The sequence below is a fragment of the Bacillus sp. FJAT-45037 genome (assembly GCF_002797325.1).
GTDB lineage: Bacteria > Bacillota > Bacilli > Bacillales > Bacillaceae_D > Alkalihalophilus.
This window is the reverse complement of sequence record NZ_KZ454938.1, coordinates 334,064-358,002: the sequence shown is the minus strand read 5'-3', so window position 1 is coordinate 358,002 and position 23,939 is coordinate 334,064. Positions and strand designations below refer to the sequence as shown.

Sequence of the window (23,939 nt, the reverse complement as noted above, 5' to 3'; positions counted from 1 at the left end):
CTTATACTGGATACACGGGGTGCTTACGGTGTGTAAATTGAAGCTCCTTTGTGCGGTATGTTTCTAAACGTGTGATGAGTTCTTTACGCAGGTCATTTCCTTGAATAATGCCATCGATGACCATTTCAGAGGCCAAACGGTACACATCAATATTTTCTTTGTATTCTTGGCGCTTTTCTTCAACAAAGGCTGCTCGCTCCTCCTCCGGAAGTTCAGCGATTTTGTTAGCATAGACAGCATTCACCGCAGCTTCTGGACCCATTACTGCAATTTGAGCATTGGGTAGAGCTAAGCAACAATCTGGCTCGAAAGCAGGACCAGCCATCGCATATAGACCAGCGCCATAGGCTTTTCTCACAATAATTGAGATCTTCGGAACGGTTGCTTCGCTCATCGCCGAAATCATTTTCGCCCCGTGACGAATGATGCCAGCTCTCTCAACTTTCGTTCCAATCATAAATCCAGGAATATCAGCAAGGAAAACGAGTGGAATATGGTAGGCATCGCATAAATTAATAAACTTAGCTGCTTTATCCGCAGAATCATGGAACAATACGCCACCTTTTGCACGAGGTTGATTCGCAATAATACCGACTGGCTTTCCGTCCATTCTTGCTAGTCCTGTAATGAGTTCAGGCGCAAATAATTTCTTTATTTCAAAGAACGAGTCCTCGTCAATGACGCGCTCAATCAAGTCATGCATATTGAAAGGAGCATTTTGGTTTTTCGGAATAATCTCATCGACTGTTTTTTCAAACGCTTTTGGCTCAGCTGGAAGTACTTCTGGCGGTAGTTCCCCGTAATTTGCTGGGAAGTAAGATAAATACTCACGAGCCATTTGAATGGCCTCTTCTTCTGTTTTGGCTAACACATCTCCGCAGCCTGAGACCGAACAATGCATTTTCGCCCCGCCCATTTCCTCTAGCGACACTTTTTCACCAATGACCATTTCCGCCATACGCGGCGAACCGAGATACATCGACGCATTTCCATCGACCATAATCACAATGTCACAAAAAGCAGGGATATACGCTCCACCTGCTGCCGACGGACCAAACAATACGCAGATTTGTGGGACACGTCCTGAGAGCTTCACTTGATTGTAAAAAATTCGTCCGGCTCCTCTACGACCTGGAAACATCTCGACTTGGTCTGTAATTCTAGCTCCGGCTGAATCAACTAAATACAACATTGGTACGTTCAGTTTTTCAGCTGTCTCTTGAATACGGATGATTTTTTCTACCGTTCTAGCGCCCCAAGATCCCGCTTTGATGGTTGAATCATTGGCCATCACACACACCGTTTGGCCATCAATCTTACCTATAACAGTCACGACGCCGTCTGCTGGTAGTCCCTCTGCTTGACAATTTGCAAACAGCCCGTCCTCAAGCTCAACACCTTCATCAAATAATTTCTCGAGTCGATCACGGACAAAAAGTTTCCCTTTTTCCGCGTTGCTCGAGTGATATTTTTCCGCCCCACCTTTTTTGATCGTTTCCACTCGCTCTTGGAGTATTTTTTCAAATGACATATGAACGCCTCCTATTCTCCTCGGTAATTTGGTTTTCTTTTTTCTTTAAAAGCTTGCAAGCCTTCTAAACGATCTTTTGTCGGGATGGTCTGTTCATAAGCCAGTTTTTCTATAGTAAGAGCTGTAGTGAGGTCGACTTGCATCCCAGTTCGAATTGCTTGTTTCGCCGCACGGAGCGCAATCGGCCCATTGACACTCATTTTATTTGCTAGTTCCATTGCGTAGTTTAGAAGTTCATCTCTTTGAACAACATGCTCGACTAACCCAATCTGTAAGGCTTCGTCTCCTGTCAGTTTGGCAGCAGTAAAAATCAATTCTTTTGCTTTACCAAGGCCAATTAATCGTGGCAAACGTTGTGTCCCCCCTGCACCAGGGATAATCGCTAAAGAGGTTTCAGTCAGCCCGTAGCTCCCATGAGTACTTGCAAGACGTAGATCACATGCTAAAGCTAGCTCAAGGCCACCTCCAAACGCGCCTCCATTCATCGCAGCAATCGTTGGGTGCGGCAAGGCTTCGACTTTATCCATCAATGTTCGAATCAATGAAACCGTCTGCTTCACCTCGGTCGCATTCATATTCGCACGCTCTTTTAAGTCTGCACCTGCACAAAAGACTTTCTCACCAGCCCCCGAAAAAACAACAACTCGGATTGCTTCATCAAATGTTAGCTCATTGATTAATGTATGAAGGTGTTGCAGCATCTCAACGGAAAGAGCGTTCGCTGCTTCCGGTCGGTTGAGCGTAACCGTTGCCACACCATTCTCGCTTTTCGCAAATTGAACTTGAGAACTCATTCGACTCCCCCCTCAATCGATGACATTGATGCCACAAATGCTTGCAAGTTATGACTTGGTAATGTTCTACCGACTTTCTCTTGGATAAAGGCTGCACTTTGCAAAAGCTGATCGAATGAAACATCTGTCTTCACATTCATCTGATCAAAGAGATAGAGCATGTCTTCTGTAGCGACATTACCCGAAGCACCTGGTGCATATGGACAGCCTCCTAATCCACCGACCGATCCATCAAATTTTCTGATCCCTAATTGATAAGCGGTATGAACATTCAATAAGGCCGTTCCTCTCGTATCATGTACATGTAGTGCGAGCTTATCGATAGGAATACGGCTAGCTAAGGCCTTGATCACTGACTCCATTTCGAGCGGGGTCGCCACGCCAATTGTGTCTCCGATCGATAGCTCATCAATTCCCATGTTCATTAGTTCATCTGCAATATGTAACACCTGATCGACAGAGACTACCCCTTCATATGGGCAGCCAAATACAGTCGATACATACCCTCTGACGGATTTTCCAGCGTTTTTAGCTTCCTGTGTGACTTTCGCTAAAATTGGAAGTGTCTCTGCTATCGATTTATTGATATTTTTTTGATTATGCGTCTCACTCGCTGACATAAAGATCGATATTTCATCTAAATCAGCCTCTAAAGCTCTTACAAGACCGCGCTCATTTGGAACGAGGGCAGCATACGTGACGCCTCGTTCCCTTTTAATTTGCTTTGCCACATCGAAAGAGTCCGCTAAGGCAGGAATCCACTTCGGATGAACAAATGACGTCACCTCGATATAAGAAAGACCTGTTTTAGAGAGCTGATTGATCCAAGCTACTTTATCCTTTGTCTCGATCAGTGCTTTTTCATTTTGAAGGCCATCTCGTGGTCCAACTTCTCGTATTAATACTTGATCTTGTCTCAAGAGAATCCTCCTTTCGATCACTCGCCTTTATTCCAGTTCTAATAAAACCTCTCCTTCATCCACAAACTCTCCTTCTTGTTTATGAATGACTTTAACCGTTCCACCTTCTTCGGCAGGGACAGGAATCTCCATTTTCATTGATTCTAAAATAGCGACGTCTTGACCCTCTTCCACTTTGTCGCCTTCTTTCACTAATACTTTCCATACATTTCCTGCCATTGTTGTTATTACTTTACTCATGATTGACTTCCTCCTTGGGTTCGTTGTTGTAAGTGTTCTTGTACAAATGCTGTCGTTGCTTCTCCTCTTTGGAAAACAGGATGGTGCAAGACCTCTTGTAGCATCGGAAGGTTTGTTTTAATACCCTTGACCTTATATTCAGCTAGTGCTGCTTGCATGCGTACAATAGCTTCCTCTCTTGTCGGTGCTGACACAATCAGTTTGGCAATCATCGGATCATAAAATGGTGTCACTACTGAACCGGCGCTCACTGGACATTCATGTCGAATGTAAGGAGCTTCTGGTAGGATCAATTCTTCAATCGTTCCTGGGGATGGGAAAAAGGTTTTTGGGTCTTCTGCATAAATCCTTACTTCAATGGCATGACCCAACATCTGAATGTCTTCTTGTTGAAAGTTCAGTTTTTCACCTGCCGCAATTTTCAACTGCCACTCGACTAGGTCTAAGCCTGAGATTTCTTCTGTAACCGGATGCTCTACTTGCAGACGCGTGTTCATTTCTAAGAAATAAAACTCTTTATTTTCATCTACTAAGCATTCAATGGTCCCTGCATTTGAATAGCCGATCGCTTTAGCAGCCCTAACCGCCATTTCACCCATTAGCTGACGCGTTTGTTCATCTAAAAACGGAGAAGGTGCTTCCTCGACTACTTTTTGATGCCGACGTTGCACTGAGCAGTCTCTCTCCCAAATATAGACAGTATTTCCTTGGTTATCGGCTAACACTTGAATTTCAATGTGGCGGGGATTTTCAATATACTTTTCAACAAACATTGCCCCATCACCGAAAAATGACGTGGCTCTTGTTTGATTTCCGACAAACGCTTTTTGGCATTCTTCATCATTTCGAACAATTTGCATGCCAATGCCACCACCACCAGCAGATGCTTTTAACATGACCGGGTATCCAATGGTCCGTGCTACCTCCACTGCTTCCTCGGCGTCTTTTAATGCGTATTCAATTCCCGGAACAACAGGCACACCCGCAGCCTCCATCGCTATTCGAGATTCGATTTTACTCCCCATTTTTGCAATCACTTCTGGGCTTGGACCGATAAATATTAACCCTTCTTCTACACAACGTCTGGCGAACTCACTATTTTCAGAAAGCAGACCATATCCTGGATGAATCGCTTCCGCTCCGCTTTCTTTGGCAACTTCCATAATTTTATCTACTTGAAGATAGCTTTCGTTTACGCGCGGCTTGCCGACGAGATAGGCCTCATCAGCGAGTGAAACATGTAAGGAATGTTCATCTGCTTCTGAATAAATCGCGACAGTTTGTATGCCCATACGTTGACACGTTCGAATGATTCTAGCTGCAATCTCTCCTCGATTTGCAATTAATACCTTCTGAAACATACGATCACCTCATTTGATTGGGTCGGATGATATCGAAATCACCTGACCATTTTTGACAACGCTTTCAAAACTACTCACTGCTTACTTTACGAAATGTTTTTTCTCCAAGTTGTTTTAATTTAAACTTTTGAATCTTCCCAGAAGCCGTCATCGGAAACTCTTTGACAAAAGCAATGTACCGCGGAATTTTATAAGACGCAATTTTACCTCGACAATCGTCGCGAATTCCGTCTTCTGTACAAGATACGCCTTCTTTTACTTTAATCCACGCCGACACTTCTTCTCCATACTTATCATCTGGGATACCGACGACTTGAACGTCTAAAACGGCAGGATGTTTATAGAGAAATTCCTCAATTTCGCGAGGATAGATGTTTTCTCCTCCACGAATGATCATGTCTTTTAAACGACCCGTGATGCGGCAATATCCCCCCTCATCCATTACGGCTAAATCACCTGTCCGTAACCAGCCATCTTCTGTGATCGCAGCTTTTGTTGCTTCTGGATTTTTGTAATAGCCTTTCATGACATGATATCCACGCGTCCATAATTCTCCCTGCATTCCTTGCGCTGCTTCTTCGCCAGTTGTAAGATCGATAATTTTCACTTCGACATTAGGTAGGGCGCGGCCAACGGACTCTACTCGCACAATCAGTGGATCGTCGACACGTGTTTGCGTAATCACTGGGGATGCTTCTGTTTGTCCATAGGCAATCGTAATTTCACTGGCTCCCATTTGATCGACGACAGCTTTCATGACTTCAATCGGACAATTAGAACCTGCCATAATGCCTGTTCGAAGACTAGATAGATCATAACTATGGAAATTCGGATCATTCAGCTCGCTAATAAACATCGTTGGAACACCATGCAAGGCTGTACAACGTTCTTTTGATACCGCTTCTAACACCGCCGTAGGACTGAACTCTTCGACTGGAACCATCGTTGCTCCAACTGATACACTAGCAAGCGTTCCAAGCACGCATCCAAAACAATGGAAAAATGGAACAGGGATGCATAACTTGTCTTTACTTGTTAAGTTCATACAACTCGCTATATTTACTGCATTGTTCGTTAAATTATGATGAGTCAACATCACCCCTTTTGGGAAACCCGTTGTTCCAGAGGTATACTGCATATTGATCACGTCATTTTGATTGAGTTCATTCATTCGTTCATCCAGTGCTTGATCTGAGACATTCTCTCCGAGTGTAAGAATGTCCCTCCACGAGTACATTCCAGGATGCGACTCTTCCCCAAGAAAAATAACATTCTTAAGTTTAGGTAGCTTGCTAGAATTTAGCTCTCCAGGTGTTGTCTCTCTCAACTCAGGAACAACCTCATAGAGCATCTCAACGTAAGATGAATCTTTAAATTGATCCATCAATATAAGAGTTGTCGCATCTGATTGTTTTAATAAGTATTCAAGCTCAGAAGTCTGATAATTCGTATTGACCGTAACAAGTACAGCGCCCATTTTGCCCGTTGCAAATTGACTCGTTAACCATTCAGGCTTATTCGTTGACCAAATGGCGAGATGTTCACCACGTTCTATACCAAGGGCCATGAACCCTTTAGCGACTTTTCGGCACTCATAATCAAATTGTTCATACGTATACCGTAACCCTCGATCAGAATAGACCACTGCTGTATGATCGGGTTGTCTCTTAGCAACTTCCTCGAGTAATTTTCCAATTGGTACTTGAATATCAGACATCTTCCTCCCCCTTATATCAATAATGACATTCGATTCGTTGCAATATCACTTATCGACAACCTAATTGTCTAGAGATAACAAGGCGTTGAATTTCAGATGTTCCTTCTCCAATTTCAAGTAGTTTCGCATCGCGTAGCATACGCTCGACTTCATATTCTCGCATATACCCATATCCCCCATGGATTTGAATAGCTTGGTTAGCTGTACGTGTAGCCGTCTCAGACGCGTAGAGCTTAGCAAATGCTGCCTCCTTACCAAACGCCCGACCTTGATCTTTCAGCCAAGCTGCCTTCATCACCATATTTCTCGAGAGCTCAATCTCCATCGCCATATCTGCTAATTTAAATTGGATCGCTTGAAAGCTTGAGATCGTCTTGCCAAACTGCTTACGTTCTTTGGAGTAATTAAGCGCACGTTCAAATGCGGCTTGAGCAATACCAACCCCTAATGCGGCAATCGATATTCTCCCTCCATCAAGAGTATAAAGAAATTGCTTAAATCCTTTTTCAGGGTCTCCTAATAAATTCTCCTTTGGCACACGAACATCCTCTAAAATAAGTTCACATGTATTTGAAGCACGAACGCCCATCTTTTCGTAGTTGCTGTTGATCGTGAATCCTGGGGTATCAGTTGGAACAATAAAAGCAGAGATGATATTTTTTCCTTTTTCATCTTTTCCTGTGACAGCTGTGACAATTACAGTGCTCGCAAAACTAGCATTCGTAATCCAGCATTTCTCGCCGTTGATCACATATTCATCACCGTTAAGAATCGCCTTTGTTTGCGTTCCGCCTGCATCTGATCCTGCATTCGGCTCTGTTAATCCAAATGAACCAAGGGAATGACCCGATGCTAACGGGGTTAAATATTCCTTTTTTTGCTCTTCTGTTCCGAAATAATACAGCGGACTAGCCCCTAGTGAGACTGCGGCAGCATAACTTAAGCCCGTACCACCACATGCACGCCCAATTTCCTCTACCGCTAAAGCGTATGAAACCGTATCTCCACCAGAACCACCATATGCTTCGGGAAACGGAATACCTAAAAGTCCAAGTTCTCCCATTTTCTTAAAGATATCCTCTGGAAATTCTGCGCTTGCATCTCTCGCCTCTGCACCTGGAGCAATTTCATTTTCGGCGAAATCTCGTACCATGTTACGAATCATCTTCTGCTCTTTCGTTAAATCAAAATTCATCCCATTCCCTCCTCTAATGTAAAACAACAGCAAATTCTGAGCGCTTGTTCAGATTGAAAGAAAGTAAGAACCTTCTATTATATGAAAGCGCATTCATAATTATCAACAACAAGTACTGACTAGTTAGTTTTTATTGAACACTCCTTCCTATGAATCCATCATCCTCTACCTACATTATACTAGAGGGTATGTTTAAATATCAATCTTTTCTGAAAGTTCACAACCGAATAGTCGGTCATGATTTATTGCTCATGCCCGACTATTCCATTATTCAAACGTTCCCTTTACTCTTATTTCGTTATTTTCGACCATTAGGTTCCCCTTAGCTATAACTGTTTTAATAGTAAAGGATTCTTGATCTACTAAGACAAGATCAGCATCAAACCCTACATCTAATTGACCTTTACCTTCTAGTTTTAACGCTTCAGCTGGATTTTTCGTGATGACTTGTAGTGCAACTTCCATTGGCACCTTCTCCTCTACAATCGCATCACGTAATTCTTCAAATAAAGAAGCTATTTCTCCGATTTTCAAGCCCACAAATTCCCCCTTTTCATTAAATTTTGGCAAGCTCCCTTGCGCATCTGAAGTAAAGGTAACGAGCTTAATATCAACACCTGCATCAAGCACTTTTTTTAGAGCTCTACTCGATTTCGTTTCATCATCTTCACCAAACACCTGGATCGCACTTGTCGTGAAGTCAATACGCCCGCCTTTTTTCGCATACTCCACTCCCGCTTCAAGTAACTCGACATTTCGATTAATATGTGTAGGAATAAATTGCGTAATCGGGATGTCGGATTTTTCTGCGATATCCGTCAGAATATCTAATTTGCGTTTCCCATCCCCAACATGGACATTCACAATTCCCCCTTTTCCAGACAACATTCCGCCAACTCTAGCTGAAGAAGCAATCCGTGCAATCTCTTCTTGCGTAGGTTCTGAGGAACGGTGATCTGATATAGCGATCTCCCCGACTCCAATAATTTGATCAATTAGAAGGAAATCACTTTGAATGCTTCCTGTTAAGGTAGTAATCGGAACTTGATATGATCCCGTATGTACAAAGCATGTAATTCCTTCTTCTGTTAATCCTTTTGCTTTGGCAATTAAGTCTGGCATTGTTCTAGAGACACCGTCTGTACCAATCACACCTATGATCGTCGTAACACCAGCCTTTGTCGCATCAGAGAGTGATAATTCTGGAGTTCTTGTCTTATAACTTCCTTCTCCTCCACCCCCAATAATATGAACATGACTATCAATAAAACCAGGAAAAACAAACGTACCTGTTGCATCAATGATTTGCACTTCCACTTGTTCACAAGCTAGATCAATTACCTCTGCTATTGCAACTATTTTACCAGCAGCTATAAGGATATCTTTCTTTCCTATATATTCGGGTTTATACACGTCTCCATTTTTAATCAACGTCAACATTACTCTCACCATCCTTTGAATAAGTATAGCAAACTAGTCGCTTTTTTGTGAAAATTACGAACGAAGACAATCACCCCTCCTTCCCATTCTGAAGATAAAACAAAAAAATCAGAAAATTCCCTACTCAGCTAGACACTTTTATGCTATAGTAAGTTCACAAAATTATTTTATCGTTTTAAAGGGGGAATACGTCATGTCACTAAAGGAAGAAGTGGGTCGCGAGCAGTGGGGCTCAAGACTAGGTTTTATTCTAGCTGCGATGGGATCTGCTGTAGGACTAGGAAATGTATGGCGCTTTGCTTATGTAACAGGGGAAAACGGAGGAGCTGCATTCTTACTTATTTATCTTATCTGTATCATACTTATCGGTATCCCAATCCTAATGGCTGAGTTCACAATTGGACGGAAAGCCAAAAGTGATGCGGTTGGCTCTTTTGAAAAGCTTGCACCAGGGAAGCCTTGGTTTCTAGCTGGTATTTTAGGAGTTGGGGCAGCCTTTATGATCCTCTCCTTCTACGGAGTCATCGCAGGATGGATCTCGTATTACTTTGTTAACTATTTAACTGGTAACCTCTGGAGTACTCCAGAAGGTGGCTATGAAAATTTCTTCGTTTCATTCATTACTAATCCTTACCATCCTCTATTATGGCAGTTCTTGTTTATGGCTGTGACGATTGCGATTGTCTTTATCGGGGTTAAAAAAGGAATTGAGCGTTCGAACAAAATATTAATGCCTCTACTAGGGGTTTTACTCATTGTCTTATCTGCCTATAGCTTAACGTTAGGTGGAGCAAGAGAAGGTCTTGCTTTCCTTTTCACACCAGACTGGAGCGCATTAACAGATCCATCAATTTATTTGGCAGCTTTAGGTCAAGCGTTCTTCTCTTTAAGCTTAGGGATGGGGGCTTTGATTACGTACGGTAGTTATCTTTCAAATAAAGAAAGACTTCCTGGTGCGGCAGCGAGTGTAGCTGGTCTTGATACTCTCTTTGCGATCGTAGCTGGTATTATGATCTTCCCTGCGGTATTTGCCTTTGGGATTGAACCTGCAGCAGGGCCTGGTTTAGTGTTTATGATTATGCCTGATGTATTTGATAGCATCGGACTTGGAGGATTATTCGGACTCTTATTCTTCTTCTTACTTGCAGCAGCCGCACTATCATCCGCGGTTTCTCTATTAGAAGTAGCCGTCGCTTACTTTATTCGTCGCTTCTCATGGTCCCGTCAAAAAGCAGCGATCATCATCGGAGGGATCATCTTCTTACTTGGAGTTCCATCTTCACTCGGTCAAGGGGTGTTATCAGACATATCAATTATTGGTGGTCGTGACATTTTAGACTCGATTGATTTTGTGGCTTCGAATATCTTCTTACCACTTGGCGGACTAATAATCGCGTTATTTATCGGTTGGGGTTGGAAGAAGGCAGATGCACTGCGTGACTCTGACTTTGGAGACACGTTCATTGGTAATGCTTGGTTCTACCTACTTCGCTGGTTTGCACCAGTTGCAATCTTCATTATTTTCTTAAGCTCGATTGGCTTGCTAGATGTCATTATTAATATGTTTAAATAGAAACAAAAAGCGTGAGAGCCTCAGCTCTCACGCTTTTTATTAAATATAAACAGTGGTGTTCTCTGTTTTCTTTTTCACTAAGTCTAACAATAGTTTCATGCCTTGCTCGATCTTCTCTGGTGTTGCATGGGTGTAATTAAGGCGTAAGGTATTTTTCTTCGCCACATCTGCAAAGAACGGCTCTCCGGGCACATAAGCAACCCCTGCTTCAACCGCTTCTGCAAGTAACGTCGTTGTATTGATATGCGGTGCCAATTCTAACCATAAGAACATCCCACCCTTTGGTTTAACATACCGTACAGAGTCGATATTTGCCTTCTCAATGCAATCAACCATGACGTTCATACGACTCTCATACACATCAATAAGAGACTGAATATGAGCATCCAAATCAAATTCCATACATAACTGATACAGTGCTTGTTGAGATAGAGAATTCGAATGGAGATCATTTGCTTGCTTAGCTTGAGCCATCATGCGAATCACTTGAAAAGGTCCGACAACCCACCCTGTACGCAGTGCTGGAACAGCTGTTTTTGAAAAGGTACTCGTATAAAGTACATGTCTACCATCATCTAATGCGGCTAGTGGGGTATATGTTTCCTCTTGATTAAACTGGATATCACCGTATGGGTCATCCTCTAATACAATGACATTCCCGCGCTCAGCTTGAGCAAGTAACTGTTGTCTCCGCTCAAGCGACCACACTCTTCCGGCCGGATTGGAGAAAGTTGGGACAACATAGATCGCCTTTGGTTTGTGTTGTCTCATCTTCGCCTCTAGATCCTCAGGCAACATCCCATGATCATCAGATTCAACCGCTACCACTTTAGCCTCATATGACTTAAAGACTTGTAGTGCTGCTAAATACGTTGGATCTTCAGTTAAGATGACATCACCAGGATTAAGCATCACACGAGAGAAGAGGTCGATTGCTTGTTGCGACCCTGTTGTGAGCATAACATTGTCTGCGGTGTACCCCGTTATGTCTTTTCGTTTCATTCTTTCTAAAATCACATCACGTAATGGAAGATATCCTTCTGTCTCCATATATTGAAGGGATTTCTTTCCTGTTCGAAAGACGTTATGAAACGCCTCTTCAATTCCTTCGATTGGAAAAAGCTCATCATCAGGCAATCCCCCTGCAAATGATATAATATCTTGTTTCCCAACGACCTTTAAAATATCACGAATAGCTGATGATTGAAGATGGCGGACTCTACTTGCAAATGCATATCTCATGATCAACACCTCTAACATAATTAGTATTTAGATAATAGTTAAATGGTATCTGTTTTTTCAGAAATGTCAATCTACTTTAACTAATTCAAGTGGGAATATTTCAGCTTCCTGCAGTTTCTCGATCAATTCTACGTACGGAAGTGGTTTCGTCCAGACAAATCCTTGCATCTCATCACACTGTAAACTTTGCAATAGAGCTACATCATCGTAAGTTTCAACCCCTTCAGCAATCACCTTCATCCCCATATTATGACCCATCGAAACGATCGATTTAATAATCGTTTGATTCGTCTTAGTTTGAATGCGTAAAAAAGACTGATCAATTTTCAGCTTGTCTATTGGATACTGACTTAAATATTGTAAAGATGAATAGCCCGTGCCAAAATCATCAATCGAAACAGTCACTCCTAATTCTCGCAGAGCAATTAATTTTTCCATTACTTGTTTCTCATCTTCCATCGCAACAGATTCGGTAATTTCTAACTCAAGTAATCCTGGCTCAAGGTCTGCTTCTTCTAAGGCTTTTGTGACGACTTCAACGAGATTCGGCTGAACAAACTGTACAGGGGATAAATTCACGCCCATTCGAACTGGTCGGTCTAGTTGCCTCCTTAGATTGGCTGCTGCGAGACATGACTGTTCGATGACCCACTTACCAATCGGAATAATTAACCCTGTCCGCTCTGCAACTCCGATAAATTCATAAGGAGAAACTTGGCCGAGTGCAGAACTTTTCCAACGGAGCAGTGCCTCGACCCCTGAGAGCCGTCCGCTATCTAGGCAGGCCTGAGGATGAAAGACTAAAGAGAATTCTTCCTTAGCTAAAGCATGTCGTAATTCATTTTCAATGATCATCTCACGTATTGAGCCTGTGCTCATTTCTTTTTCATAAAACTGCGTCGAGCCGTGTGTCAAGTCTTTAATCGCATGTAAGGCAACTTCAGCTTGACGGATTAATTCATTCACATCCTTCGTTGATTTGCTTGCGACACTAATGCCTGCACATAAATGAACATGAAAATAAAACTCATCCAATTGAATTGGCTCATTAAAATAAAACAAAATTTCTTCGATTGCACCTTCTATTTCTTGAAGATCATCTTTCATAGATGCTAAAAGGATGAATTCATCTCCATCAAGACGAGCAATCTCTACTCCAGATGAACACTTTGCCCTCAGAAACTCACTAACCGCCTTTACAAGTCGATTCCCGGCCTCAATACCCAATGCATCATTTACCGTTTTTAAACGGTTTAATCCAATCGTTGCGACAACAACCGTATGACCTGGCAAGCGCGGAGCATGCAAGTAATCTTTCACCTTGATTTGGAAAGCGCGACGATTCATTAACCCTGTTACTTCATCATGAAACGCTAAGTAAGTAATTTGCTCTTCTTGTTGCTTACGCTTTGTAATGTCGCGAACCGCAACGAGTCGAACTTCTTTTTTTCGATAGGGATAAGGTCGTCCGCGCACTTCTACATGGATAGTTGAACCGTTCTTATGCAACCCTTTTAATTCAAACGGTACTTGTATATTTTTTAGAATCGCTTCTTGTACTTTGGTCCATTCTTCTGGGGCGATTAATTCAAAGATAGATAAGTGAATCAATTCTTTTCTACTATACCCAAAAAGTTCTGCGGTCCGTTCATCTATATCGATGACCTTTCCTAAATCATGAATAACCGTTCCTTCAAATCGCGTATTGACTAGCTGTTCTAACTGCTGCTCAATTTCGTCGATAAATTCAAGTCGTTTGTCAGCAGGATAAAACAACAAGTAATACTCCTCATCGTTGCCTATCAACTGATTACGGTAAACAATATATGGTTGTCCTTGTACTTTCATTTCATGCTTTTCTGCTTCACCTGGCATGGAGTGAAATTGCTTAAGGATCGTTTTAATTTGATTAACTGGACGAAATAACAATTTCTGAGTTGTATCATTATATGAAAGGATTTCGTTTGATTTTGAAACAATAGCAATAGCAACTTGTAAGTCTGTACAAATTTGAAAGATAGAAGCCCATTTTTCTTTCTTCAATAACACCCCTCCTTATCTGTCCATAAAAGCTTCATATGGTTAATTATACCTAATCGCTTAAGCTTCTACGGTTTTATCTATGACTATTTCATTATATCATGAAGAGAGTCGCTCCCTTTGCGTCTTTACAATAACTCCCTACAAAATAATCTTTTCATATTATTTGCTTTTGGTTTGTTGCTTTTGGAATTTTAACAGGATGGCTTTAACACCTAACATAAAAGCCATGCACATCTGTTGATGAGTGCATGACTTTTCTTCGTATTATTCTTCAATCATCGCAGCATATTGTGATTGAACAAGCTTGAAATATATTCCTTGCTTTTCCATTAATTGCTCGTGTGTCCCTTCTTCCATTACATCTCCATGGTCAAGCACAAAAATCTGATCGGCATCACGAATCGTTGATAACCGATGGGCAATCATGATCGCGGTTCGATTATGCAAAAGCTTCTTTAGTCCTGCTTGAATCTTTAATTCTGTCTCCGTATCAATACTTGCAGTTGCCTCATCCAGGATCAATATTTTAGGGTCTGCCAACAAAGCTCTAGCAAAAGAGAGTAACTGACGCTCCCCTACTGATAGAACGTTTCCTTTCTCTTCGACCTCGGTATCATACCCTTTTTTCAGCCGATCAATAAATGCATGCGCTCCAATCGCCTTAGCTGCATGAATGACTTCTTCGTCGGTTGCACTCGGTTGACCAAACCGAATATTATCCATGATAGTCCCTGCAAAGATAAACGTATCTTGGAGTACATAACTAACATTTGCTCTGAGATCATCTAATTTTAAATCGCGAAGATCAACCCCGTCTAATGTTACTTTCCCCTTCGTTGGATCATAGAATCGACTCATCAAATTGACAATGGTCGATTTCCCTGATCCTGTATGCCCTACTAATGCAATTGTTTGACCTGCCTTAAACGTGAGGTTGACTTCTTTTAAAGCTTTACGTTTCTCATCATAAGAGAATTCTACCCCATGAAAGCCCATTTCTCCTCTTACATCTTGGAGAACGCGTGCATCTTTCTTCTCTGGAACTGAAGGCTTTTCATCAAGAAATTCAAAAATACGTTCAGATGAGGCCATTCCAACTAATAACTGGTTATACACTTGCCCAAGTCTTGAAATTGGTTCCCAAAACATTCCGAGATAAAACGCAAATGAGACAAATACACCAATCGTCACAGCGCCGGTTTGATAAAGATGGGCCCCGTACCAAATGAGGACAACCGCCCCAATTGCACTTGCCATCTCAACGAACGGACGAAACATCGCATTCATTTTTGTTGCGTTTTTCCAGCTTTCAAAGTTATCTGTGTTCACTCTATTAAAGAATTCCATGTTTTCTTTTTCTTGCGAATATGCTTGAGTGACGCGTATACCTTGGATGCTTTCATTTAAATGTGAGTTTAATTTCGACTGACGTACTCGAACCGTTTGCCAAGAACGACGGATGTTACGGCGTAATTTGGTTGAGATAAAGAACATGATTGGTAAAACAATCAAAATCATAATGGCTAACTCAGGACTTAGAGTAAATAAAATAATGACAATCCCTACAAGCATTACAATGTCCATGAGTAAATTAACTACTCCGTTTGTGAATAAATCTTGCATCGAGTTGACATCATTAATTACCCGAACAAGAATCGATCCCCCTGAACGCTTGTCAAAGAAACGATGGGATAATCGTTGAATATGTTTAAACAGCGCCTGTCTAATGTCGAAGATAACGTATTGACCTAACTCATTCATCCAGCGAATGCGGAAAACATTTGCGACATAGGCGACTACGTATAGAGCAAGAATGATTCCAGCATACGTGTACACAAGTGTAAGATTATTCGTTTCAATTGCTCGATCTAGTGCGTATACACCAATAAATATAGGAACCGTTAGCCGCACAGCCGTTGCCAAGATCATCATAAAGATAGTCTTCGGTAACAACGTTTTAGCATAAGGCTTCATGTAGCCAAGTAATCGAATCATTTGCATCCAGTTAAACGGCTTTTCAATAATTTGTTCCGTTGAATAATGAAATCTAGCTTTTTTCTCTGTATGTTGCATGACTGCTACACCTCCTTATGCTTGTTGCAGCACATATTCCTGATCTTGGTTTTGAATATCATAAATTCTGCGATACATTCCATTTTTATTTAGAAGAAGTTCTTCATGCGTTCCACGCTCAATAATCTTTCCTTGTTCTAATACTAAAATTGTATCAGCATGCTTCACAGATGAGATCCGATGCGCAATAATGAATGTCGTCCGTCCCTTCATAACTTCACGAAAAGCACGCTGGATCTTTACTTCTGTTTGCATATCAACTGCACTTGTTGCATCATCTAATATGAGAATACTAGGATCCATCAAAATGGCACGAGCAATAGCGATCCGTTGTTTCTGTCCACCCGATAATCCGAGTCCTCGCTCCCCTAACACTGTATCGTAGCCATCTGGTAATTCTACGATAAATTCATGAGCATCAGCACGTTTAGCTGCAGCGACGATGTCATCCAGCGATGCATCAGGTTTTCCATACGCCAAATTATCTCGAATTGTTGAAGAGAACAAGAACGTTTCCTGCATGACAACGCCAATGTTTTCACGTAAGTGAGACAATGCATACTCTTCAATAGGCTTTCCATCAATAAGAAGGTTCCCTGCACTTTTACCATAAAATCTCGTAATTAATTGAGCGATACTTGATTTTCCAGACCCTGTCGCTCCAACTAACCCAATCGTTTGTCCTTGTTCCACTTGAAAGGTCAAATCATGTAGCGAAGCACTTTCTTTTTCTCCATAATGTAGATTTACTTTCTCAAACGTTACTTCTCCAATTAGTCGATCGCCTCGTTCTTCTTGCAACCCGTCTAAACGTTCATCTTCATCTAAAATTTCTAACAAACGTTCCCCCGATGCCTTTGATTGAGAGAACATATTAATGATGAAACCTAAGTTCATAATCGGGCCAATGATATACCAGACCAAGCTGAAGAAAGCGACTAACTCCCCAGGCTGCAAGCTTCCTTGTATAACCAAATATCCTCCAAATGCGAGCAAAAACACCGCGGATAGATTGCCGATGAACTCCATCAACGGGAAGTAATTCCCCCAGATTTTCGAGATATCTAAATGCTTCTGCTTGTAGTCATCATTTGTTTGATCAAAACGAGTAATTTCTTCACTTTCTTGCGAGAGTGCTTTCACCGTATGCACACCGCTTATATTTTCTTGAACCTTTGTATTTAGCCTAGCGAGTGATTTTCGAATCCCCTGAAAACCAGGATGAACGCGTTTATCAAATTTCCAAACAACAATGGCCAAAAATGGTAACATGGCCATCGTAACGAGTGTTAGCGGAACAGAGTAATAAAACATCACACCCATACTTAATACAACTAGCAAGACAAAGTTGACTAACTGCGCACACCCGAAAGATAAGAAGAAACGGAACGTCTCAACATCTCCTGTTAAGCGTGACATTAAGTCTCCTGTTTTTGCATTATCATAATAACGAAACGGTAAATATTGTAGTTTCTCGTATAATGAATTACGTAGCTTATGAACGGCTGTAATACCAAATAAGTCTCCTAAGTATTGATGAATATAAACCGTTACTCCTTTTATCGCCATGACCACAACCAACCCACCGACCAAATAAGGAATTAAATCATAGTTTCCAGCTAAGACGGCATGGTCAATCGTATATTGTAAAATAATTGGGTACATGACAGTCATTCCCGTTACACCTAACAAGGCAACGAGCGACCAAATAAAGTAACCTTTATACGGCCAATAAAAGCGTTTTAACCGTTTGAACGTTTCCACTCAAACCACCCACTTTCTCCTTTATTTATATTTCAAATTCATTCGTAACACGAATTATTAGGGAAGCAAACTTAATAATACTTCGAAACAAGACGTATAGTCAACAGTCTATTTTAAATTTTCAGTCATTATGAATGATGTATTTCCTTCATAAAAAATGAGGAGATAAGTCGGCTCAATTAAAAAGGCACACCATCAGAGCAGGTGCGCCTTCACATTATGAATCATACTTATGATTTATACGCTTTCTTTGTCCCATCTTCAAACGTTACTTCTAACTCAAACTCCTCATAGTCTGGCTCAAGATTAAATACCGAAATCACTTGCTCGATCACTTCATTATCAGGTGTTGATTGATCAAAGGTGAGTTGAGAGAAGTAAGGATCAAGCTCTTGCATCGCTTCATCACCACGTAAGTCTATTCCTTCAAAGTCATTTTCATATTTAGCTTCCATACCATCTGATTCATTCTCATAATCAATGTCTATTTCTTGGTCGTTTGCATACTCCACTTCTAACTCAAAGTGCGTAAAAGCATAAGTTTCTGGGTCCATGCCATTATCTGTCCCATCGCCCGTTTCATCTCCAGTATCAGCACTTTCTTCAGACTCATCCATAACGACATTATCTTCTTCTTGATTACCTGTTGGAGACTCTACCACATTGTCATCTGTTGCACAGGCACTTATCATCAGTAAAACGGCTACCAAAACTATTATTGCTCTCATCTTTTTCATTTTCATTCCTCCGTCTATCTGTCGAACACATGATTGAATACTTTTACCTTACCCTTACCAATAAAATTCATACATAAAAACCACCTCAACTTTCGAGGTGGCTCCAAAACAGATTACAGATACTTTCTATGCACTTTTTTCCCGTCGTAGATGAAAACAATCTGCTTGTCGTTAATCACGGATTCGATATGAACCGAACGGCCCCAGAGTTGATGAAAGTAAGGCAGAACCCTTTCTAGATAGCTGACATCAAGTTCTGTTCCTTCATAGGAATGATTAATGTATAGTTCTCCGTTTTTCAAATAATCACCGTCTGTCACCGTTAAATACGGGAACCCTCCATTCACCCTTGAAGAAGCGAGTTGATCACGCACTTGCTCCCATGCTTTATCCACTACTTTATACTCTGCTCCTTGTTTTTGGAATAAATACATATCCTCACGCATCACGAGGTCTTTCGTTAGATAGTTGCGAATAAATGAGATATCAGACTCAATTTCCCTGACTTCATACATCTTCTCTCTTCCACTACCAGGCTTCACTCCTTGTCGTTCTTGCATTTCTTTTGTTGGGTTATCATACCTTTCTTCAATATCTTCAAAAATCTTCAACCCTAAATAATATGGATTAATTGATGTTTTTGAAGGTTGAACAACGCCTGCATTTAGCTTGGCAAATTCAATCGTCTCCTCGGTTGTTAAATCCATTTCTCGTAAGATTCGTGCATGCCAGTAAGACGCCCAACCTTCATTCATAATCTTCGTCTCAAGTTGCGGCCAGAAATACAACATCTCCTCTCGCATCATTGTTAATACATCTCGTTGCCATGGATCTAATTCGCGACTATATTCTTCAATAAATAAGAGCACGTCTTTTTCTGGACTAGGTGGGAATTGTTTTTTTGAGATTTTGTTTTCTTCTGGCTTTGGCTTTTTATCTAGACCCCATAAATCATCGTACTCTCCTCTTGACTTTACTTGCTTAGTGTTTCCGTCATCGTCTAAGCTCCATGCAAGCTTCGGTCGGACTAAGCTCGGATCAATATGCTCTTGAATCGCGAGCACCGCATCTAAGAAATTCTCTACCTCGTCTTTTCCATACACCTGTTCATAATGTGCAATACGTTCTGCTGTGGCACTCATGCTTTCAACCATGTCTTTTCGTGTATTGGAAAATCGAACATTATTTTTAAAGAAATCACAATGTGCTAACACGTGAGCAACAATTAATTTATTTTGAATTAATGAATTGCTATCTAATAAAAAGGCATAGCAAGGGTCCGAATTAATAACAAGTTCATAGATTTTACTGAGTCCTAGATCATATTGAAGCTTCATCTTATGAAATTGTTTCCCAAAGCTCCAGTGAGAATATCTTGTCGGCATCCCATACGCACCGAATGTATAAATAATTTCAGCAGGACAAATTTCATAGCGCATTTCATAGAAATCAAGACCAAATCCTTCGGCAATTTCTGTAATCTCAGCTATTGAATGTTCAAGATCCTTCCAGTTATTCATCGCCAAAATCCCCCTCCTTTAAAGCTACTTCATTCATTTTATGAGGGAGTCAGACAATTCATGAGAACTATTAAACAGTAAAACAACGAAAAGCTACCTATAATAGGTAGCTTCCCTGTCAAACATTATTCTCTTATTTCATCGCATGAACGAGGCTCATCACTGCATCTTCTAGTTGTTTGAGGCTTTGTTCACTTTCTGCTAAGGTCTCTTTTTGGACACCGAAATAGAATTTCACCTTCGGCTCTGTTCCAGACGGACGAATGCAGAACCACGAACCATCTTCAAGGGTGTATTTCAGCACATTGGACTTAGGAAGCTGAATCACTTTCTTTTCAGAGGTTCCAACCGTTGTTGATTCATTTGATAAGTAATCTTCAACCGATATAATTGCCACTCCATTTAGTTCCGTTGGTGGAGCTTGTCTGAATGAAGCAATGATCGATTCAATCTTTTCAATGCCTACTTTTCCTTTCAGTGTTAAGGATTGCAAAGTTTCTTTGAAATAGCCATATTTTTCATACATTTCAAGCAATCCATCATAGATCGTCATATTGCGGGATTTATAATACGCTGCTAGTTCAGCTGCTAGAAGACACGCTTGAATTGCATCTTTATCCCGGACAAAGTCACCAATAAGGTATCCATAACTCTCTTCGTATCCGAACAGGAATGTATGTTCACCTGATGTCTCATATTGGCCAATTTTCTCACCGATGAATTTAAAGCCTGTTAGCGTATCAATGGCTTTTAATCCGTAATGTTCAGCAATCACTCGTCCTAATTCAGAAGTCACGATCGTCTTCATAATCACTCCATTTTTTGGAAGTGTACCTTGCTCATTTTTCTGACTTAACATGTATTCAATGAGTAGAGCTCCTGTTTGATTCCCTGTTAGTACAACATATTCTCCGCTTGCATCCTTTACAGCAAGTCCAACACGGTCCCCATCGGGATCTGTCGCTAAAAGAAGATCCGCTTGCTCTTGTTCACCATAGCGAATTGCCAATTCAAATGCCGCGTGTTCTTCAGGGTTTGGTGAGCTCACTGTACTAAATTCTGGATCAGGAAGCTCTTGTTCTGGTACGACCGTTAATTGAGAGAAACCAACCTCCTCTAATACACGACGAACAGCAATATTGGCAGTTCCGTGTAGAGGGGTAAAGACGATTTTTACGTCGCTTCCTACTTCCTCCACAAGTTTAGGTTGAACAAGGATCGTTTTAAGTTGCTCATTATATGCATCATCAATGTCTTCTGCAATCACTTGAAGAAGTCTGTCTCCTTTTAAAACCATCTCATCAGCTACTTCGATCGTTAACTCATCTTCAATGCCACTTACATAACGAACCAACTCATCTGCAGGGCCTGGTGGGAGTTGTCCACCATCTGGACCATACACTTTAAACCCGTTGTATTCAGGAGGGTTGTGACTTGCTGTGACGACAATTCCTGCGTAGGCATTTAGCTTGCGAACAGCGAATGATAATTCGGGAGTTGGACGAAGATCATGAAATAAGTATGTTTGTATCCCATGCTTTCCAAGTGTTAATGCAGCTTCACGTGCAAACTCCGGTGATTTATGCCTAGAATCAAAAGCAATTGCTACCCCACGCTTTTTTGCTTCTTCTCCATTTGATGCTATATATTGCGCTAGCCCTTCTGCTGCGCGACGAATCGTATATGTATTCAGACGGTTAGGCCCTGGTCCAATTTCTCCACGAATCCCGCCCGTTCCAAATTCTAAGTCTTTGTAAAAGCAATCCTCAAGGGCTTCTTCATTTCCCTCTAGTTGTTGCATTGCTTCTTTTAGTTCTGGTTCAAGAGCAAAAAAAGTATTCCACTTTTCATATCTGTTCATCCAGTCCATATTCATTCCTCCTCTAGTTGGCATCCACGTGCACTATTATATACTATTCCACATCGACGCGCCGAGTCCTCTTGGCAAATTGATCTCCCCTAAGAAAGATTACGAGATTCACTACCCTAAAGCGGATGCCTCTCGTCAGCTACAGGCGTCATGGCATAATAAAGCTCTTGATTCAATTCCTCTTCATGCTTCTTGGTTCGTTCTTCATCCCACTCAAAAACAGATTTCATATATCTGATGACAGCTTCTTTATGTGTTTTAATCCAAACAATATTAAAAAACAATGCTCCGGTGCGACGATTAAAGAAATCCAGTGGTGTCACAACCATCTCCTCTTCTATTCCGTACCGTAACTGAGCGAACAACTCTTTTGGCAAATGAAACGATTCGGCATGTTTCTTCGTTTGCCTCATAATCGCAAAAACTTTCGTCACATTTGACCCATAGAGCTTTGCTAGTGATAATGCGGTTGCTTCTGTCAGCCCTAAACTCATTCCTTCTAGTTTTCTTTGCTCCAAAAAGGCCCCAAGCTGCGCAACTCCACCAACATGTCCACCCGATAAAGTTATCGATTCTGTCTGACATGGAACATTTACACCTAGGTCTTTACTAATTGAATTAACGACACGCTCAGCCATCTTTCTATAGCCTGTTAATTTGCCACCTGCGATTGTGAGAAGGCCAGAATCTGATATGAACACTTCATCTTTTCTAGATATTTCAGAAGGCCCCTTCCCATCTTCATATATAAGTGGTCGTAATCCAGCCCAGCTGGATTCCACGTCTTCCGTTGTAAGCGATAGTGCGGGAAACATAAAGTTTGCTACTGCTAATAAATAGTCGCGATCAGCAATCGTCATTCTAGGGTGCGTAATGTCTCCTTCATAATACGTATCTGTTGTACCGATATAGGTCTTCCCATCTCTTGGAATTGCAAATATCATTCGACCATCTTTTTCTGTATCAAAATAAACAGCTTGCCTTAACGGAAACCGTCCATGATCGATCACAAGATGAACCCCTTTTGATAACTTTAAATATTTCTTTGTTTTTGATCGATCTTGTTCTCGTAACGTATCGACCCAAGGCCCTGCTGCATTTACAATCTTTTTCGCATATACTTTTTTGGCTTCGCCTGTTAACTGATCGACCATTACCACACCAATTGCTTTCCCGTTTTCATAGATAAATGATTCCACTTTCGCATAACTAACAGCGATCGTGCCGAGTCTGACGGCTTCTTTTAAAACCTCAATCGTTAATCTCGCATCGTCTGTTCGGTATTCAACATACAGTCCGCCGCCTTTAAGCTTTTCTTTTCTCAGTAAAGGTTCGCGCTCTTGTGTCGTTTTTCTATTCAGCATCGTCCGACGTTCTTTTTTATCGACATCAGCTAATCGATCATACATGTTTAAACCGAGCGAAGTTGACACTTTTCCAAATGTACCGTTTTTATAAATCGGCAAAAGCATCCAGGTTGGACTCGTTACATGTGGAGCATTTTCATACACAATTGCTCGCTCTTTCCCCACTTCTGCGACAAGTTTCACCTCAAGTTGCTTTAAATACCTAAGGCCACCATGAACAAGCTTGGTTGAGCGACTTGACGTCCCCGCAGCAAAGTCTTGCATTTCAATTAAACCTATCTTCATCCCACGAGAAGAAGCATCTAGTGCAATACCCGCACCTGTAATTCCCCCACCTATCACTAATACGTCGAGTTCTGTTGTTGTCAGTTCCTCAATGTACGCATAACGCCTCTCACTTGAAAATGTATGTGTCAATTCACTACACCCCTTCACATGGTAAATCTAAAAAAGACCACAACCTTCTACAGAGTCAGAAAACTCTCTGCTGAGTGTTGCGGCCTCACTATCTCCGACCCTTTATTAACCTACTGCTATTATACCTTTGCTTCA

The 23,939-nt window shown here is 41.3% G+C and carries 17 protein-coding genes; 1 reads left to right on the top strand and 16 read right to left on the bottom strand.

Going from position 1 to position 23,939, the window contains the following annotated elements:
- Window position 1: 1 nt before the first annotated feature.
- The 8 genes from CDZ88_RS01680 to iadA form a co-directional block, all read right to left on the bottom strand.
- Window positions 2-1,531, bottom strand: a complete 1,530-nt coding sequence (locus tag CDZ88_RS01680; protein WP_100371891.1) for an acyl-CoA carboxylase subunit beta — start codon at window positions 1,529-1,531, stop codon at window positions 2-4.
- A gap of 11 nt (window positions 1,532-1,542) precedes the next feature.
- Window positions 1,543-2,325: an enoyl-CoA hydratase gene (locus CDZ88_RS01675; protein WP_100371890.1), complete on the bottom strand. Its 783-nt coding sequence runs from the start codon at window positions 2,323-2,325 to the stop codon at window positions 1,543-1,545.
- Window positions 2,322-3,245, bottom strand: a complete 924-nt coding sequence (locus CDZ88_RS01670; protein WP_100371889.1) for a hydroxymethylglutaryl-CoA lyase — start codon at window positions 3,243-3,245, stop codon at window positions 2,322-2,324. The genes CDZ88_RS01675 and CDZ88_RS01670 overlap by 4 nt, the downstream gene beginning before the upstream one ends.
- Before the next feature lie 27 nt (window positions 3,246-3,272).
- Window positions 3,273-3,485, bottom strand: a complete 213-nt coding sequence (locus CDZ88_RS01665; RefSeq protein ID WP_100371888.1) for an acetyl-CoA carboxylase biotin carboxyl carrier protein subunit — start codon at window positions 3,483-3,485, stop codon at window positions 3,273-3,275.
- The gene (locus tag CDZ88_RS01660; RefSeq protein WP_100371887.1) at window positions 3,482-4,846 is read right to left on the bottom strand and encodes an acetyl-CoA carboxylase biotin carboxylase subunit; all 1,365 of its coding nucleotides are present in this window, start codon (window positions 4,844-4,846) and stop codon (window positions 3,482-3,484) included. Before CDZ88_RS01660 ends, CDZ88_RS01665 begins: the two co-directional genes overlap by 4 nt.
- Before the next feature lie 70 nt (window positions 4,847-4,916).
- Window positions 4,917-6,563 (bottom strand): AMP-binding protein, encoded by a 1,647-nt coding sequence (locus CDZ88_RS01655; RefSeq protein ID WP_100371886.1) that lies wholly within the window; start codon window positions 6,561-6,563, stop codon window positions 4,917-4,919.
- 49 nt (window positions 6,564-6,612) lie between these two features.
- Window positions 6,613-7,758 carry an acyl-CoA dehydrogenase gene (locus tag CDZ88_RS01650; RefSeq protein ID WP_100371885.1) on the bottom strand — a complete coding sequence of 382 codons (1,146 nt, stop codon included), beginning with the start codon at window positions 7,756-7,758 and terminating at the stop codon, window positions 6,613-6,615.
- A gap of 267 nt (window positions 7,759-8,025) precedes the next feature.
- Window positions 8,026-9,198, bottom strand: coding sequence for a beta-aspartyl-peptidase (gene iadA / locus CDZ88_RS01645; RefSeq protein WP_100371884.1), 1,173 nt, complete (start codon window positions 9,196-9,198; stop codon window positions 8,026-8,028).
- 193 nt (window positions 9,199-9,391) lie between these two features.
- Between iadA and CDZ88_RS01640 the strand changes: the two genes are divergently transcribed.
- A complete protein-coding gene (locus CDZ88_RS01640) occupies window positions 9,392-10,771 on the top strand; it encodes a sodium-dependent transporter (protein WP_100371883.1) in 1,380 nt (459 codons plus the stop codon).
- A 39-nt stretch (window positions 10,772-10,810) separates the two neighbouring features.
- Here the strand turns inward: CDZ88_RS01640 and CDZ88_RS01635 are convergent, their stop codons facing one another.
- The 8 genes from CDZ88_RS01635 to CDZ88_RS01600 all read right to left on the bottom strand — a co-directional run bounded on the left by CDZ88_RS01635 (window position 10,811) and on the right by CDZ88_RS01600 (window position 23,804).
- Window positions 10,811-12,013 carry an aminotransferase-like domain-containing protein gene (locus tag CDZ88_RS01635; protein WP_100371882.1) on the bottom strand — a complete coding sequence of 401 codons (1,203 nt, stop codon included), beginning with the start codon at window positions 12,011-12,013 and terminating at the stop codon, window positions 10,811-10,813.
- 66 nt (window positions 12,014-12,079) lie between these two features.
- On the bottom strand, window positions 12,080-14,056 hold the full coding sequence (locus tag CDZ88_RS01630) for a putative bifunctional diguanylate cyclase/phosphodiesterase (RefSeq protein WP_100371881.1): 1,977 nt from the start codon (window positions 14,054-14,056) through the stop codon (window positions 12,080-12,082).
- 264 nt (window positions 14,057-14,320) lie between these two features.
- A complete protein-coding gene (locus tag CDZ88_RS01625) occupies window positions 14,321-16,129 on the bottom strand; it encodes an ABC transporter ATP-binding protein (RefSeq protein ID WP_100371880.1) in 1,809 nt (602 codons plus the stop codon).
- 15 nt (window positions 16,130-16,144) lie between these two features.
- Window positions 16,145-17,893, bottom strand: coding sequence for an ABC transporter ATP-binding protein (locus CDZ88_RS01620; protein ID WP_100371879.1), 1,749 nt, complete (start codon window positions 17,891-17,893; stop codon window positions 16,145-16,147).
- Window positions 17,894-18,123: 230 nt separating this feature from the next.
- Window positions 18,124-18,630, bottom strand: coding sequence for a YusW family protein (locus CDZ88_RS01615; RefSeq protein ID WP_157796432.1), 507 nt, complete (start codon window positions 18,628-18,630; stop codon window positions 18,124-18,126).
- Between the two features lie 113 nt (window positions 18,631-18,743).
- Window positions 18,744-20,150 (bottom strand): SpoVR family protein, encoded by a 1,407-nt coding sequence (locus CDZ88_RS01610; RefSeq protein ID WP_100374561.1) that lies wholly within the window; start codon window positions 20,148-20,150, stop codon window positions 18,744-18,746.
- Between the two features lie 133 nt (window positions 20,151-20,283).
- Complete coding sequence (locus CDZ88_RS01605; protein ID WP_100371877.1) at window positions 20,284-22,020, bottom strand: phospho-sugar mutase; 1,737 nt, start codon at window positions 22,018-22,020, stop codon at window positions 20,284-20,286.
- A gap of 116 nt (window positions 22,021-22,136) precedes the next feature.
- A complete protein-coding gene (locus tag CDZ88_RS01600; protein ID WP_100371876.1) occupies window positions 22,137-23,804 on the bottom strand; it encodes a glycerol-3-phosphate dehydrogenase/oxidase in 1,668 nt (555 codons plus the stop codon).
- Between the last annotated feature and the right edge of the window lie 135 nt (window positions 23,805-23,939).

Bases quoted from the DNA above. Each gene is read 5' to 3' on its own strand.
- CDZ88_RS01680 (WP_100371891.1), bottom strand. From the start codon at position 1,531: ATGTCATTTGAAAAAATACTCCAAGAGCGAGTGGAAACGATCAAAAAA.
- CDZ88_RS01675 (WP_100371890.1), bottom strand. From the start codon at position 2,325: ATGAGTTCTCAAGTTCAATTTGCGAAAAGCGAGAATGGTGTGGCAACG.
- CDZ88_RS01665 (WP_100371888.1), bottom strand. From the start codon at position 3,485: ATGAGTAAAGTAATAACAACAATGGCAGGAAATGTATGGAAAGTATTA.
- CDZ88_RS01660 (WP_100371887.1), bottom strand. From the start codon at position 4,846: ATGTTTCAGAAGGTATTAATTGCAAATCGAGGAGAGATTGCAGCTAGA.
- CDZ88_RS01655 (WP_100371886.1), bottom strand. From the start codon at position 6,563: ATGTCTGATATTCAAGTACCAATTGGAAAATTACTCGAGGAAGTTGCT.
- CDZ88_RS01650 (WP_100371885.1), bottom strand. From the start codon at position 7,758: ATGAATTTTGATTTAACGAAAGAGCAGAAGATGATTCGTAACATGGTA.
- iadA (WP_100371884.1), bottom strand. From the start codon at position 9,198: ATGTTGACGTTGATTAAAAATGGAGACGTGTATAAACCCGAATATATA.
- CDZ88_RS01640 (WP_100371883.1), top strand. From the start codon at position 9,392: ATGTCACTAAAGGAAGAAGTGGGTCGCGAGCAGTGGGGCTCAAGACTA.
- CDZ88_RS01635 (WP_100371882.1), bottom strand. From the start codon at position 12,013: ATGAGATATGCATTTGCAAGTAGAGTCCGCCATCTTCAATCATCAGCT.
- CDZ88_RS01625 (WP_100371880.1), bottom strand. From the start codon at position 16,129: ATGCAACATACAGAGAAAAAAGCTAGATTTCATTATTCAACGGAACAA.
- CDZ88_RS01615 (WP_157796432.1), bottom strand. From the start codon at position 18,630: ATGAAAAAGATGAGAGCAATAATAGTTTTGGTAGCCGTTTTACTGATG.
- CDZ88_RS01610 (WP_100374561.1), bottom strand. From the start codon at position 20,150: ATGAATAACTGGAAGGATCTTGAACATTCAATAGCTGAGATTACAGAA.
- CDZ88_RS01605 (WP_100371877.1), bottom strand. From the start codon at position 22,020: ATGGACTGGATGAACAGATATGAAAAGTGGAATACTTTTTTTGCTCTT.